The organism is Pseudarthrobacter cremeus (assembly GCF_051857465.1).
Lineage (GTDB): Bacteria > Actinomycetota > Actinomycetes > Actinomycetales > Micrococcaceae > Arthrobacter.
The window spans coordinates 12,836-27,069 of record NZ_JBPZHC010000019.1; the positions used below are offsets into that span (position 1 = coordinate 12,836).

At 69.0% G+C, this 14,234-nt stretch carries 11 protein-coding genes; all 11 read right to left on the reverse strand.

Annotated features, from left to right (window positions below):
- Positions 1–915: 915 nt before the first annotated feature.
- From ACS5PJ_RS21315 to ACS5PJ_RS21365, 11 genes are read right to left on the reverse strand one after another with little or no spacing between them, the layout of a single operon-like run.
- On the reverse strand, positions 916–2,355 hold the full coding sequence (locus ACS5PJ_RS21315; protein ID WP_439436848.1) for a DUF6519 domain-containing protein: 1,440 nt from the start codon (positions 2,353–2,355) through the stop codon (positions 916–918).
- Positions 2,356–2,365: 10 nt separating this feature from the next.
- Positions 2,366–4,732: a hypothetical protein gene (locus ACS5PJ_RS21320; protein ID WP_439436849.1), complete on the reverse strand. Its 2,367-nt coding sequence runs from the start codon at positions 4,730–4,732 to the stop codon at positions 2,366–2,368.
- The gene (locus ACS5PJ_RS21325) at positions 4,729–7,890 is read right to left on the reverse strand and encodes a putative baseplate assembly protein (protein ID WP_439436850.1); all 3,162 of its coding nucleotides are present in this window, start codon (positions 7,888–7,890) and stop codon (positions 4,729–4,731) included. The genes ACS5PJ_RS21320 and ACS5PJ_RS21325 overlap by 4 nt, the downstream gene beginning before the upstream one ends.
- A complete protein-coding gene (locus ACS5PJ_RS21330) occupies positions 7,887–10,385 on the reverse strand; it encodes a putative baseplate assembly protein (RefSeq protein WP_439436851.1) in 2,499 nt (832 codons plus the stop codon). Before ACS5PJ_RS21330 ends, ACS5PJ_RS21325 begins: the two co-directional genes overlap by 4 nt.
- Positions 10,382–10,783 carry a GPW/gp25 family protein gene (locus ACS5PJ_RS21335; RefSeq protein WP_439436852.1) on the reverse strand — a complete coding sequence of 134 codons (402 nt, stop codon included), beginning with the start codon at positions 10,781–10,783 and terminating at the stop codon, positions 10,382–10,384. Before ACS5PJ_RS21335 ends, ACS5PJ_RS21330 begins: the two co-directional genes overlap by 4 nt.
- On the reverse strand, positions 10,780–11,103 hold the full coding sequence (locus ACS5PJ_RS21340) for a hypothetical protein (protein ID WP_439436853.1): 324 nt from the start codon (positions 11,101–11,103) through the stop codon (positions 10,780–10,782). The genes ACS5PJ_RS21335 and ACS5PJ_RS21340 overlap by 4 nt, the downstream gene beginning before the upstream one ends.
- Complete coding sequence (locus ACS5PJ_RS21345) at positions 11,104–11,616, reverse strand: phage baseplate assembly protein V (RefSeq protein WP_439436854.1); 513 nt, start codon at positions 11,614–11,616, stop codon at positions 11,104–11,106.
- Positions 11,613–12,728, reverse strand: a complete 1,116-nt coding sequence (locus tag ACS5PJ_RS21350; RefSeq protein WP_439436855.1) for a hypothetical protein — start codon at positions 12,726–12,728, stop codon at positions 11,613–11,615. The genes ACS5PJ_RS21345 and ACS5PJ_RS21350 overlap by 4 nt, the downstream gene beginning before the upstream one ends.
- Before the next feature lie 4 nt (positions 12,729–12,732).
- Positions 12,733–13,050, reverse strand: coding sequence for a hypothetical protein (locus tag ACS5PJ_RS21355; RefSeq protein WP_439436856.1), 318 nt, complete (start codon positions 13,048–13,050; stop codon positions 12,733–12,735).
- Positions 13,050–13,709, reverse strand: a complete 660-nt coding sequence (locus tag ACS5PJ_RS21360; RefSeq protein WP_439436857.1) for a hypothetical protein — start codon at positions 13,707–13,709, stop codon at positions 13,050–13,052. Before ACS5PJ_RS21360 ends, ACS5PJ_RS21355 begins: the two co-directional genes overlap by 1 nt.
- Positions 13,706–14,188: a hypothetical protein gene (locus ACS5PJ_RS21365; protein WP_439436858.1), complete on the reverse strand. Its 483-nt coding sequence runs from the start codon at positions 14,186–14,188 to the stop codon at positions 13,706–13,708. Before ACS5PJ_RS21365 ends, ACS5PJ_RS21360 begins: the two co-directional genes overlap by 4 nt.
- Between the last annotated feature and the right edge of the window lie 46 nt (positions 14,189–14,234).

Here is a 14,234-nt window from a genome sequence, read left to right on the forward strand (position 1 = left end):
GTGGCCTAGACACCGCCGGACCCACGAACCCGGTGTGGTGCACATCAGTTTTGGGCACACAAGTTCCCGCTGGTTACCGGGTTTCTGGTTGTTGAACTGTAAGCCGATCGCCTCGCTTGATGGACGAGACGCACGTGCCGAGTAACAAGCCAACCAACTATGTGTGCTCACGCCGCTACCGTCTCAGCGAAGCCCGAGTGTCGTGTGCAAGCACTAGGGCATTCCGGCTGTTCTGATCGGAACTGTGCAATCAGCTGGCCTACGGAGGTGGCCAGTGCCCAGATTGCTGCCTTCCGCCGAGCGGGCTTGCCTGGAATGGGCCAGCCGCGCGAGAAGATCCGCAGGCTCAGTGGTTCAGCACACGATGTACCCCTTACATGAGCTTTAGTTTCTTGAATCTATTACAGCGAGCCGCATTTTCGCGCTGTGACTGCGGAGGAGCCGCGTCCTGGGGTAGCGCGTACTGTGGGGCTGCATGGCTCAAGCGGCACCTGAACGCGGAGTGACTGTGAGGCGCATACGGGCACCGGGGACTGCCTCCGGTTTTGTTGACTCCTTGACCTAGCGAGCTTGTGCTCGTGGAAAAATGTTGACCATGCCCACGGCTTATGGGGCGGAGTTCGGGCTCTCGGTCACGACGCTCAAGATCCATCAGTCGCGAGCAGCTGGAAAGGCATTTCCTGCATGGTTGGATGTACTAACCCGATCGGATGGTTTCACGGCCTGGGGATGCAGCTTCGAACGCGAGCATGGAGGGTTTGTGCGGTTGCAGTGCTCGAGCCATAACTTCTGCCAGCGCTGAGTCAGGCCTAACTTTGGCGTATGGCCCGATTGCATGTCGAGGGAGAACTCGTAAATCAATTAGGGCGTGTCCCCTAAGTTCTTCGCCAGATGCCGGTTTCTCGGAGGGCGTCCTCAGAATGCCGCAGGCATCGTTGCGAACTGGGCGCGGCAGTCGCTAGAGACGGACCAAGTGCCGTCGGCGGCCAAGGTGGCAACGGCCAGCGGCGCGTATTTGTGCTGAATGCCGTCGGGGGTTCGCGGTCGTGGCGTTTGTTCCTCGCCGTGTGCCTCTTGCGGCCAGAGAACGTCGCCGATGGCCGTGCGGGCGGGCACCAGCCAATAGTCGCCCGTGCGATAGTAATTCGGGCTGCCGTCGACTGTCGAGGCCGGGAACTGCACCATCACGCCGTCCTCGAGTTCGATCCAGCCGTCGTCCTCGCTTTTTGCCTCTCGCACCAGCAGCGCCCCCTCATCGCTAGTGTCTGGATCGTCGGCGTCGTGGTCCCAGCGCCGAATCACGGGGTGCAGCTCTGGGCGACTGCCGGTGCCGTCCGCGGCACCGGTCAGGACGACGGTCAGGACGTCGCGGTTGACGCTCTCGACCTGCAGGACCGGCGTGGCGGCGCCGCGCAGCGAGCTGGCGTCGTCGACGAGCTGTACCCGTTCGCCGGGCACTAGACCAGAACGACCGTCGCGGCCGGGGCTGGCCAGCTCCAAGACCGTCTTGTCCCCGTCGGTCGAGTGTTGGAGGACGGAGAAGAGCACCGAGCCGTTCTCACGCGACCAGACGAAGGTCGCGCCGCCAGAGACCTCACCGGCAGCCCGTGCGAGGCCGCCGCGGTGGATCTCGACACGGTACAGCTGATTCTCGGCGCCGCGGTACCTCGACTCGGGGTCGATGACGCAGGCGGCGAGGTCCTCCTCTGGCAGGCGCGCATCGGCGCGCAGCAGCGGCAACCGCTCCCGAGCGAGGCCGACGTAATCGCCGCAGGTAAGCGGCCCGTCGCCGCGGCGTACCTTCACCTGCCAGACCAGCTCGGTGCGAGTGGCCGTGTCCAGCCCGGACAGCGCGACGTCGAGCAGGTCGGAGCGCTCGGCCCCAGACACGTGCCGCTCCCACACGTCAAGGTAGACGAGCACTCCATCGACGCCGGCCAGAGCCTCGATCGTCGTGGCGTCGTCAAAGGGGTAGCCGAGCTGCTCGCCGTACGTCGTCGCGGTGTCGCACTCGCACAGCAAGCCGTCGACGTAATAGCGGCCCTGTCCAATGAGGAAGTCGCCACGCTTCATCCGGCCCTTTAGCTCATCGACCCGTTGGGCGGACAACGGCCTACCGAGGTCGTCGGTCAGGGTGTCTACGACCGCCGGGTCACGTATTAACGCGAACCCGCATGCTGCGGCGGGACCGCCGTGCGGACCGATCAAATCAGCCGCCAGGGTGCGGACGTGGTGCTGGGAGATGGCCGTCTGCTCGTTCCAGTCGGCGTCGAGCTGCACCCGCCCCTGCTGCATCAGCACGCGCGTATAGTGTAGCCGTCGGTCGAATGTCTCCCGGGTGAAGTCGCCCTTCATAGCCCCTCCTCTAGGTGATGAAGTAAATGCCGGTCTCGGAGCCGGCGGGGGTGTACTCGTCCAGACGGGCCCGCAGGTTCGCGGCCCTCTGCGGCTGGTAGAGGTCGTGGAACGCACCCAACTCGGCCTCGTCGTCGGCTCCGCGCCAGATCTCATCGGCAACCGGATCGGCGAGCTGGCCATAGCCCGGGTGCCCGTAGCGGAGGCTGGTGAACTCCGGCCGAAGACGCTCGGCTGCCTGCGCGGCTTGCGCGTCGTTCCCAGCGGAGGCTATCGCGGTATCCGGCTGGCAGTGGTAGCGGCGCGGTGTGCGCGAACCGGGTGGCAGGTACGTATAGCGCACACAACCGACCTGACGCCGGGCCACCCGCAGCCGACTGGTGAAGATGCTGTTCTCGACCAGGTCGACGGCGTGCACCAGCACCTCCCCCACGACCGTGCAGCGGGCAACCGACAGGTGCACGAACGCATGCCGCCCGTCGTCACTGCTGAGAACGAACCGGTCCGGGCTCGTGGCGTCGAGGAGGCTGTCGCTGAACGAGACAACGTTCGGGTCGGTCCGGCGCTCATCTGCGGCGACGACGATCGAGCCAACGATGCTGTGCTCGACAACAAGGCGGGCGCCGGTCCGGTCGACAGTGATGCTGGGCTCGTCCGGACGCCCGGGCGAGCAGTCGCCGTCGAGATCCCATCCGGGGACCAGAGTGGAGTGGCGGATGGTGACGTCGCACAGGTCTCCCGTCGCCGGTTCCGGAGTCTCCTCGTATGTCTCTGGTGACACGTCCATGATGTCGTCGGTGTAGCCACGGGGCGTTGAAGGGAGATCGGCTCCATTGGAACCGTCCCCATAGCTGTTGGATTCGGCGTCGGCGTCGGGGTCACTACCCGGCAGGCGGCCGGCCACGACCAGCCCGCGGCCAGTGACCAGGAACCCGTCGAGCACGAACCTGGCGCCGGCGCCGCCGGTGATGCGCAACGGGTCCGGCTGGTCGACGCGGTAGTCCAGCAGGCGCAGCACCGGGCGGCAGCCTGAGATGGCCCGCAGCTGGACGTACTCTCCGGGATCCAGGTCCAGAACCAGGCGCTCCTCGTAGACGCTGCTGTCGGCGACCTCGATGACAACCGACCGCGGCACCTCGGCCCCCTCCTCCAGGGACTTGCGTCGGAAAGCACGCCAGCGCAGCCAAGCCTGCTCGATGGTCTGGAACTCGCCGGCAGCCCGGTCACGCTGGCGGACCCGGTAAACCGTGACACCGGCCGGCTGGGACAGCTGACGGCGGTACTCCCCGCCGCCCATGTCGGCGCTGAAGCCGTAGCGGTAGCTGACCGACACGCGCCGGGGCGGCTGGCCTGGTGGGAACACCAATCGCCCGCGCTGCGGGTCGAGCAGCACCATATCGCGCGGTGCGCGGTAGGCGTGCCATTCCGACAGGTCGGCCGGAATCACCGACTCCGCCGGCACGACCCCGCGGCGCCCGCGCCGCGGCCAGTCTTGGACCGAGACCCAGACGCTGCGACCCGCTCCGTAGTACGTCGGCGAAGCGTCGGCACGCAGCGGGTGCTCCGACAGCCGGTGCTCGAGCGCCCGTCGCCGCAGTGGCGCCGGCACGTTGGTCTCCTCAGCGACATGGGTGGGACCCGGCTCCGGGGTGGGTCCGATGAATAGCGGAGAGTCGTTGCCCAGCACGCTGAAGGTGAAACAGTGGGACCCTTCGCGCTCGATGCACTTGGCCGGTGTGCCGGTCACGGCGTAGGAACCTAGGCGCCACACGAACAGTCCGGTGCTCGGCACAGAGTAGCGGCCACGCGTGCGGCGTGAGACCGGGCGTCGTACGTCGACGGTGCGGGCCAGGTCATCGAAGCCGGTGTCGACGGGGGCCGCGCGGTCCAGCCGCTCGCCCTCACGCAGGTCCACCGTGCGGGCGCGGGCCGGACGCACATGGTCGAGGTGCTGGGACCATCCCAGGAGGGAGTAGAACTCCACGACCCGGGCTGGCCAGCCCGTCACGTCCGTGGCCAGATCCTCGAGCAGTGCGACGGTGCCCTTGCGCCGCCTGTTGGCGATCGTGTCGGCGACGTCGCGCCGCGGCACGAGGGCTCGGATACGTCGGCGGGCTTCGGGGGTGGTCGGGTCGGCGGCCAGCCCTGCGTCCGCAAGAGTGCGATAGCCAACCAGATCGCCGAGGTAGGGCACCACCCAGTCGTCGCATGTCTCGATGAACCAGTTGTCGTAGAGGCGGTCGATGTCCTCCTCGATCACCTGGACCTGCTCGCCGATCACCCGGAGCAGCTCGCGCAGCGGGCCCCCCCGGACCTCGTCCCTCATCCGGTGCAGGGTGGGCAGCAAGGCGTAAAGGTAGTCGTCGCGGCGGGTCATCGCGTCACCTCGTCGGGGATCTGGTTGAGGATCAGGGAGTCGGGCACGCCCGGCTGCAGGTAGGCCAGCTCGGCCGCCCGTATCTCTGCCTTTACCAGCCGGGCCGGATGCACGGCCACACGGGACGGCGCGGGCCGCTTCACCATCTGGACGACGGCAGGACCAGCAGGCGGAGACGCCGTCCCGCCCACTCCCGTCGAGAGCCCGCGGATGAGGTCGTCGTCGCTGAACGCGGTGAGGACGTCCAGGTCCACGTAGTCGACGCCGCGCACGGCCTGGATGCACGCGATCACCTCGCTGGGCAGGACGTCCTGGCCGAGCTCACGCCGGTCAAACCCTAAAGTCTCCAGCAGGGCCGCCCGCACCATCGGTTCGACGCTGTCCCAGTTGTGGTCAGGCAGCACCTTTACCCTGGCGCTGACGACAAGCGCCAGCAGTTGCCTGACCTGCACCCTGAGCGGAAGCCTCGGATCGCCGAAGCGGTGCAGCGCGTCCGTCAGGTTGCGGAAGAGGTCGGACGTCTCGTCCACTGGCTCATCGTCTACCCCTGCGATCGTGACCTGCACCAGCTGCCGTCGCCCGTCGGTCAGCCGGGTGGCCGCCGCCTTGCCGACGCCCGCGAAGGTACCGGCGAAGTCGGCGTGGTCCTGGATCGAGACGAGACGGTCCAAGGCCAGCACCCCCAATGGTGCGTTGCGCCGGATCTGCTCGCGGCTCTCGGCGTCGGCGCCGCCGGTGGCGTGGATCGGGTTGACGACCTCCTTGACACCCAGCGGCCGGGTGCCCAGCTGGCTGAGCTGACCGGCGGCGAGGTTGCCGACTTTGCCGAGGCCGTTACGGTACGTCGCCCGGACGTTGTCGGTGCCAGTCGGTAGTCGCGCGCCATGCACGCCGTCGCCGAATACCACCGTCGTAGCCCCCGAGTCGTCCCGCCTGGTCAGGAAGCCGCGTGTCGCCGGCCCGAGCCCGACCACACTGGGCGACTCGTGCCAAGTGACGTCATCGACCCGGACCTCCAGGGTGCTGGCCACGCCCGATATGGTCAGCGCGGACGTCCACGTCAGCGGTGGCTGGCGGAGGCGGAACTCCTGCCAGCGCTTCGTCGGATCGCCGCCGCCCAGCACCTCTTGGCGGGTCTCCCCGTGCGTTGCGTGGACGACGTTGCCATAGAGCACGACAGTGTCGAGGCGATAGCAGTAGGCAAGCGGCGCGGCGAGGGTAACGAACGTATGCAGCGCGTCACCGGGCAGTGGCAACCCCCCGTCCCCGCCGCCGTTCCCGTTGTTCCCCGCCGACGAGGGCTTCTTCGCATTCGTCAGGTAGCCCGTTGACGGCACGGTCTTCACCCGTTGGCTCACGCCGGCGAGCATCACCAGCTCCGCGGCTCGCACCCCGGACGTGCCGCTGAGGTCCGCGCGCTCGCCGGCCACGACCATCCAACGTCCCGACCGCAGGCCGTCGTACAGGCCGTCGAGCTCGATCTCTCCACCGCATATCGGAGCCTCGATCGGCGCGTCCGCCAGACCCAACTCCTCTGCCCCACAGTGCACGAGGGCTGCCCGGAGCACGTCGAAGTCGTCGACATCGTGGACGTCGTCCGGGATCGGGAGCCACCAGTCCTTCTTGAACGTCAGCTTCGTGGACTTCCCTGCCAGCCCGTAGGCGTTTCGCGAGAGATGCTCGACCTTATGGACCTCGGTGACCACCGCCAGCCCGAAGTCGTCACTCACGGGCCGGGTGATCAGAACGGGCATGTCGGTTAGCACGTCCGCGTGGTCGCGGTCCAGAAACGCGGCGTTCGACCGCTCGTCCTTCTTGAGGTCCCACTCGTCGAACCCGGTGAACACACCGCGGGGGTTGAACTCCGCCTCGAGAGGCGCGTTGTGCCCGAACAACGGCGCCGTGAGCCGCAGCGCCCAGACCCGCAGCGGTGAAACGGGGGCGGCATCGAGCCTGGCGAGCGCGCCGTACAGCGTCTGTGCCAGTTCCGGTCGCAGCGTCGCCAACAGTGCGGGGTACGCGTCCGCGCCTCTGGCCAGGGTCGCCTCGGTCGTGCGGACGAGCTGACGCGAGCCGCGTGGCTGGATCGAGGGCGGCGCCGCCAGGCCGTCGAGCAGCTCGTCGAGACCGTTGCCCTGCTGGCGTTCGCCAAGGCGCGAGTTCGTGGTGGTCGTGCCGTCCGGCAACGTGTTCCCGAGCCGGAGGACGCCTTCCTCCAGCCAGGTGGCGAGCTTCGTCCAGTTGTTGCGCTGGGCGACCTCCAGCTGCTGACGGCTCACCGCGAGCGCGGTGACCACGGCGCGTGCGGACGACTCATCGCCTGCCCGTGCCTGCTTCTCGACGGCTGCCAGCGCGGGCAGCACTTTTTTGGCGGTGGCCCCCGCGGGATCGACGTCGAAGGCGGCGGTGTCGGCCAGCCGGTGCACAGTGGCCAGGAGCACCTCGACCGACATCGCATCCCCCGCCCAGGACTCGATAGTTATGCGGGTGCGGTCGGCCTCGGGCTGGGGCTCCACGGTCCGCACCCGGGCCGGCGACAGGTCGAGTCCGAGTCCGAAGTCGACGAGCAGCGCGTCGCCGACGGAGAGGCCTGTGGCGGTGCCGGCGAGCATGAGCCCGGCGGCGACGACGTCGGCCGCCGTCTGCGGCTGCGTCGTCCGGACGCCGAGCCGGTTCCACTCGTGGCGGGCGACCAGCGGCTCCGAGGTTTCGAAGGTCTGCATGACCTCGCCCGGACCCGGCACGCTGGTGATCCGGGAGCCGGCCGGGATCTCGACGGGTCCGGCGTTGTCGTCGACGGTGTAGGAGAGGTATGTGCTGGCAGCGACGCCGGGCCGCGGACGGTAGCCGACCAGGGCTGCCTGTTCCACCAGCGAACGGCGTTCGGTCGCGGTGCGCAGGTAGCCCTCGTTGCCGATGCGCTCCTGGTAGAAGGTCAGCACGTCACCGACAACCGCCCAGGCATCCAGCAGCGCGGTCGCTGGATCGGCGGTGTCATGCGTCGTCAGCGCCGCCAAGGCCGGCAGGTCTCGCGACGAGAGGCGGGCCTTCATGTCCGCCAGGAACGTGCGGTGCGTCCGGACCCGGAGTGCCAGCTCGCTCAGTCCCGGCCGGTGCACCACCGACACGGGTGACCCGCAGCTGCCGCAGGTGCTCATCGTCCGCCTCCCATCACCAGGACCAGCCGGCCGTTCTCCGGCAGGCTGGGGTCACCGGACAATCGCGCGATCTCCAGGTTGTGGACCGTCAGGACGCCCGCGTCAAGCTCGCCTGCGTCCGAGCGGTCGAGCCGCCTGAGCCTAGTGACCTCGACGCTGGCCACGCCCGGGATCGCCTGGACTAGCGCTACCACCTGCGAGGTGCGAACGCTGGTGCCGAACGTCAGCCGGTCCGGGTGGAACAGCCCGAGGCGTCCGTTGGCCAAGCGCCGGTTGCCCAGGACGTCGAGGACGGCCGCCTTGACCACGCCGCGTGAGTGATGAGGGTCGACGCATACCTCGACGCGGAGGTCGACCGGGACCGACCGTGCAGGCTCAACCGCTAGGTCGTGGCCGAGGCGGCGTACGTCGTCGAGGCCCGCGCCGACCCGCTGGAGCAGCTCTGGCCCGGCCTCGTCGGCACCGAGCTCGTCGACGGCGACGGTCGCTTCGTACCAGCTGCCCGTCCACGCCAGCTCGGCGGCGGCCGACTGGACGCCTGGCAGGCCGCCGGCGATCGTCGCGTAGTCCTCCGCTGTGATCGCCCGGCGCAGGCGCTCGCGGAACGCGTCGGGCGCCATCAGCTTGGCCTCGGCCACCGGCTCTGGAGCCGTGCCGCCTGTCGCCGGTAGAGGGTTGCGGGGCCGCACGTCGGCCCCGCTCCAAGTCTGGGTGCGCAGCACCATGGTCGTGATCGCGTCAGGCCCGACGTTGCCGAGAGGTCCGCCACCGACGCGGTACGCCGCGGCAAACGTCGCTCCGACCGGCGGCAGCTTGCCGAGCTCACCGTCGCCGAAACGCAGGTGGGCCCGGCCGTCGTCGTCGACCTCTACGACGACGTGCCTGTCGTCCGGCCCACTGGTGAGCAGGTCGGGTCGTGGCGTCCAGCGGGACCGCGGGCCCGTGGTCGATGTCAGCGCCAGCGCGGGCAGGCCCTGGCGAGGGTCGCGGACCGCGGCCGCGGCGGCGGGGGCGCGGAGGTCGACGGGATCCGCAAACGTCAGCGGACCGGCCCCCAGGACGGGCGTGAACCGGAAGGGCAAGGGCGTCGACTCCAGGACAGCGCCGTCGCAGCCACAGGCGTCGACGACCGTCGAGCCGTCCACGGGGTCGAGCGGCTCGGTCACGCCCTCGCCGTGGTCGACGAGCAGGACGTTGCCGCGGGCGACGGACACGTCCGTGACCAGGGTGCAGTCGGGTGCGGGCAGGCGCACCGAGAGGCAGAGCGCGAACGGCAGCGCGTCGGCCGGGCTCCAGGTGATCTCGACGACGTCGATGCCGAGCAGCTCGTCGGTGGCAGGGGTCACGGACCTGAGGCGGATGACGTGGCGGCGGGTCGGGTCGGCGTCGGCCGGATGGCCCGTGCGGGTGCCCTTGACCTCCTCCAGCACGAGCACGTCGCCGACCTCGAGGCACAGTGCCCGGTCCGGGTCGAGCAGCGTCGCCGAGCTCGTGCCCGACGGCAGGCAGCACTCCTCTTCACCCCAGGTGTAGAACCGCAGCTCGCTGTGCGCCGCCCGGAAGGTGACCTCTTCGTCGGGGTCGCCGACCGGTTCGAACACCAGATAGCTCCCCGGTGCCGCCTTGCGTAGGTCCTCGGACCGCAGAAGGCGATGGTTTCCGGGGACGTCCGGCAGCCCGGGGACGGCGGTCACGAACGACAGCTCGGACCGCGGCACCGCGGGCGTGTCGGAGTCGGTCCACACGCTCACCCACGCACGCGCGTTGAGCCCCTCGTGCAGGTAGTAGTCGACCAGGCGCACGTGCCGTCGTACGGAGATCCGCTGGCGGGCGGTCTGCAGGTAGGCCTCGGTGCCCACGGCGTCCTGATAGTAGCTCAGGTGGTCGCCGGCGTAGGCCAGCAGCTCGACCAGCGTGATGCCGACGTCGGCCTCGTGTCGTTCGCGCCAGTCGGGCATGGTCACGGCCAGGCGGTCCAGGATGAGCCGGCGGAAGGTCGCGTAGTCCTTCGCGAGATAGCTGATCTCTGGTTCGGCCGCGTCGTCGTCATCGTCGCATCCATCGTCGGTGTCGCAGTCGAGGTCTGCCGCGCAGTCCAGTCGGAACGTGACGTCCGCGCACATGTAACGCGGGTCGAAGCCGTCGACGCCGACGATGCAGACCCGGTACGTCGAGAAGTCGCCCTCGCGGTCCAGCCGCAGCCGCAGGCAGTCGTCGCGCTCCGGGTCGCCGCTGGACTCGATCTCGAGGCGGAGGACACGCAGTCCGGTGATCCGCCGGCCGCCCCGGACCACGAAGTTGTCGGGCGTCAGCCCGTGGGGGTGCTTGGGGTCACGGACCAGGGGGACGTCGCCGAAGAAGTGCACGCACAGCGAGGGCCCAGGGAGGACCTCGACGTAGTCGATGCCGTTGTGCCCGCCCTTCCCGTCCCGCTGCCGGAGCAGCTCGGCCCGACGCCCGCCGGGTCGGCAGACGAGACTCTCGCCCGTGGTCATGCCATTACCTCCCTGGTGAAGGTCGCCGTCGTCGTCGCGCCCGTGCGCCGGACCACGTAGGCGAGGTCGACGCGCAGAGTCGCGTCATCGCTGGCGACGATCAGGGACTGCACCTCCAGCAGGTCACCCAGCCACCGCTGCAGGGAGGCGCGGACGCCGAACTCCACGCCCGCGGCGGCCAGGTCGGGACTGTTGGGGGCGAACACAAGCTGCAGCAGGCCGCATCCGAAGCCGGGCCGGTTGACGCGCTCTCCCGGACTGGTGAACAGCACCTGCTCCACCATGGCCCGCAGGTGCTCGTTGTCGTCGGTGCGGGCGGTGCGCCCGTGCTCGTCGTAGTGCCAGGGGAAGTCCACCTGGGTGTTCATCCGGCTCCAGCCGGTCGGGTAGATGGTCATTGCGCGCTCACCCTCGTCTGCACCACCGTCGGCGTCAGGGGCGTCCCCGTGGGCGCGCAGATTGCCTGGCTGTCCATCAACAGGAGCGGCACGCCGCTCGACGTGACCCGGGTGGCCGAGGTGACCCACTGCGCGGTGAGGCACGGGCCGTTGCCGGCAGTGGGAGGTGGCAGGGCGCACCCGGCGACGACGTACGGGCTATTGACGCCGACCACGGGCTGACCCAGGACGGACACGCGTGGGTTGGGAACGGTCGGCTGCGCCTGACCGCCGTGGGCGCACAGCACTGTGGCGCCGACGTGGAGCAGTGGGCCAGGCACCTAGACCACCGTCAATGCGCCGTTGTTGATGGACACCGTCGGGCCGGTCATCACGATGGTCGCGCCCTTGCCGTTGCTGATCGTGATGCCGATGTCGTTGACCATGATCACTGCCCCCGTCGAGCTCTTGAGCATGATGCCGCCGGTGGGACCGGGGACGTCGCTGAGGAGGACGGTGTTCTGGAGCCCCGTCTGCAGCACGATGCTCGGGCTGACCGGGTTGCCGGTGAGCGCGAGTGGCGGCACGTCGGCGGCCACTCCCCAGAAGCACCCCGACCAGATTGGATAGTCGGCGTCGCCCTGCTCGTATTCGATCCAGACTCCCGAGCCGATCTGGGGCACGACGTAGGTGCCCATCGACTTGCCCGCCAGCGGCACGCACGCGGTCGCCCAGGTCGAGGGCACCAGGCTCGAGACGTCGGGCACGATCGCCTGGATCCGGCCGCGCTGTTCGGGGTCGATGTTCTGCACGACTGTGCCGCGGTACTTGCCGTAGTATTTCGTGGGACTCATGTGGGAACCTCCGATACCGTCGAGATCAGCCCGTTGCGGGCCAATGCGAACGACTGCTTGTACTCACCGTGCTTGATCGAGTGCTTGACCTGTGTGACGTAGTAGAGGCCGTCGAAGGCCAGGCCGACCCCTCGGACCCCCACTAGCGACCGGGCCTTGAGGATGTGGCCGTAGCGCTGCACGTCGAGGCTGCCGGTGCCGGTCACGCAGTCGGCCGACCTGCTCGCCTCCGCGAGGCCGACGAGGACCGCCTGGACGGGCGAGTACTTCGCGGTCTCGGGCAACGCGTTGAACTTCGTGGGCAGTGGACCGACCAGGCCGAGGGGCGGATTGAGCGGGCCGATGTCCGGAATGGGGACCGGGATGGGCACCTTCGTCTGCTCGTTCTGGATGAAGATGACGGGGAGCGAGCGGGACTGCGAGTCGAAGCTGAAGGTGATCGCGTCGGAGTTGGTGTGCGCGTCGAGGTCGAGGTTCAGCGCCGGTTGCGGGACGCCGACCTTGACTTTGGGACCCCAGTAGGCGACGGACATCCCCGGCTCGGGCCCGGGCTCGAGGTAGAACACGTAGCCCACTCGTCTGGCCAGCCACTGGACGTACTCCAGGTCCGTGCCCTTCTGGGTCGGGATCCGGCTGGTCGGGATGGGGACGTCGAGCATGATGCTGGGCACGATCATCGGCACGATGCCGAGGGCGAGGTACTTGGCCAGGATCACCGCGACGATCGCCTCCGCCGGCATGGCGGGGTACGGCAGCCCGGTCATCTCGATCTTGTCCATCACTGTGGTCAGGTCCTCGCCCATGATCTGCAGGGTGGAGTGACCCGTATCTGAGCCGGGCGCGACCTGGGTCTTGGTGACGACGCCGTCGACCAGCACGTGCGGCGTGCCGTTGAGGGTCGCGACCACCACCACGCGCACGATCGGGATCGGGCTGCCTCCGGCCACCATGAACAGGGTCGGCAGGATCGAGCGGTTGCTCATCGTGAACGACAAGGAGAAGCCGCCCACGCCCTCGTCCTGCGCGGTCACCTCGACCGACGTGAGCGCGTCGAGCACCTCGCGGGGCACCGGGACGGCCACGACGGGACCGACCATCAGCGTCAGGTGCACTCCCTCAAGCATCGGCCACCCCCGGGATCCCGGCGGGCAGGGTGATCCGCAGCCGGCGACCGACCTCCATCAGGTCGTCGGGCCGCATTGCACGGTTGGCGTCGGCGATCCGCCAGAACTGTTCGGCGTCGCGGAGGTGCGTCGCGGTGACGTTGTCGAGTCGGTCGCCCTCGGTGACCTCGTGCTCGGTGAGCAGCGCGAAGCTCTCGGGCTGCGGCACGAAGCGGCGGCGCAGGTACGCCGACCGCCGTCCTTCGGCGTCTTCGTACACCGCCACCTCGATGGCCGCGTACCGGCTCGTGGGCTGGAACGGCGCGGCCATCAGCGGATCCCCGTCAGGCCGAGCTTCCGCAGGGCGCCACCGGTGGCGCGGCCCGCGAGCTGCTCTTTCTGCTGCAGGTAGGTCATGAACAGACCGCCTCCCTGGTGCTGGAACCCGAGGTCGTCGACCGACAGCACGCGCATCCCGAGGCTGACTTTCGCCCGGATCGGGTTCAGCGCGGTGTCGAAGGCTTCCTCCGTGATCGAGAACTCCGTCAGCCGCACCGGGATGATCCTGCTGCGGCTCCACACGAACAGCACGAGCGCCGACTCCATCGGGACTATCTCGAGCGTCCCGGCCGCCGCCAGCGCGTTGTTGGCCTGCAGCCGGCTGCTGCTGGGGTAGACGATCGTCTCCAGCGCCGCGAGCACCGGGAAGATGCCGAGCTCGGTGACCCCCGGGAACTGGTCGGGCAGCTCGAGCTGGTCGGTAGCGTCGATCTCCGCCTCCAGCTTGATGGTCTCCACCGGTGGCCCGGTCAGCCGGAGCGCCTCCGCGTGGTCGGGGGTGTCGTGGCCCGCGTTCTTGACCTGGAGGGAGCGGCTCAGCGAGTCGGGGTTGTACTGGAGCGCGATCACTCGCTGTACCACGGCCGACGTCGGGTCGACGAGGACCAGGCCGCCCTTGAGGACGGCGGGCGAGCCGGGGAAGCCGGTCATGGCAGCCACCCTCCTTCCGCTTCCGGTACAGCCGAACGATCACTGGAGCGGCCGCCACCCACCGTGACGTGACCCGAGTCGTCGACGTCCACAACAACCTCCTGGGCCTCGCGGCCGCTCCGCCACCAGAAGCTCGTCCGGGTGATGCGACCGCTCGCGACGTCGGTCTCCAGAGCCGGCGTGGTGACGGGGCCCTCGCCCGACGCCGACGCCGCGACATCTTCATCAGTGAGCAGCGGCTCCCGCCGCGACATGGGGTCGAGCAGGAAGGCCAGTGCCTGCGCCACTTGTCCGGCGGCCGGCGTCGATGCGGCGCTCCAAATCTCCATAAGAGTCTCCATGGCGTGGCCTGGCAGCAGGTCGGGCTCCTTACCGGCGTACAGCAGGCCCGAGAGCGCGTCCTCTGAGCCGCCCGCGCCCCACGAAGCATGGAACAGCCGGTAGCCCGGAGTGGCTGGAACCTCTGCGTACGACAACACCACGTCGTCCGCCCGCAGGACGGCGCCGAGGTCCCGGGCCCGGGCA

Coding starts and splice junctions, on each gene's coding strand:
- ACS5PJ_RS21315 (WP_439436848.1), bottom strand. CDS start 2,355: ATGAAGGGCGACTTCACCCGGGAGACATTCGACCGACGGCTACACTAT.
- ACS5PJ_RS21320 (WP_439436849.1), bottom strand. CDS start 4,732: ATGACCCGCCGCGACGACTACCTTTACGCCTTGCTGCCCACCCTGCAC.
- ACS5PJ_RS21325 (WP_439436850.1), bottom strand. CDS start 7,890: ATGAGCACCTGCGGCAGCTGCGGGTCACCCGTGTCGGTGGTGCACCGG.
- ACS5PJ_RS21330 (WP_439436851.1), bottom strand. CDS start 10,385: ATGACCACGGGCGAGAGTCTCGTCTGCCGACCCGGCGGGCGTCGGGCC.
- ACS5PJ_RS21335 (WP_439436852.1), bottom strand. CDS start 10,783: ATGACCATCTACCCGACCGGCTGGAGCCGGATGAACACCCAGGTGGAC.
- ACS5PJ_RS21345 (WP_439436854.1), bottom strand. CDS start 11,616: ATGAGTCCCACGAAATACTACGGCAAGTACCGCGGCACAGTCGTGCAG.
- ACS5PJ_RS21355 (WP_439436856.1), bottom strand. CDS start 13,050: ATGGCCGCGCCGTTCCAGCCCACGAGCCGGTACGCGGCCATCGAGGTG.
- ACS5PJ_RS21360 (WP_439436857.1), bottom strand. CDS start 13,709: ATGACCGGCTTCCCCGGCTCGCCCGCCGTCCTCAAGGGCGGCCTGGTC.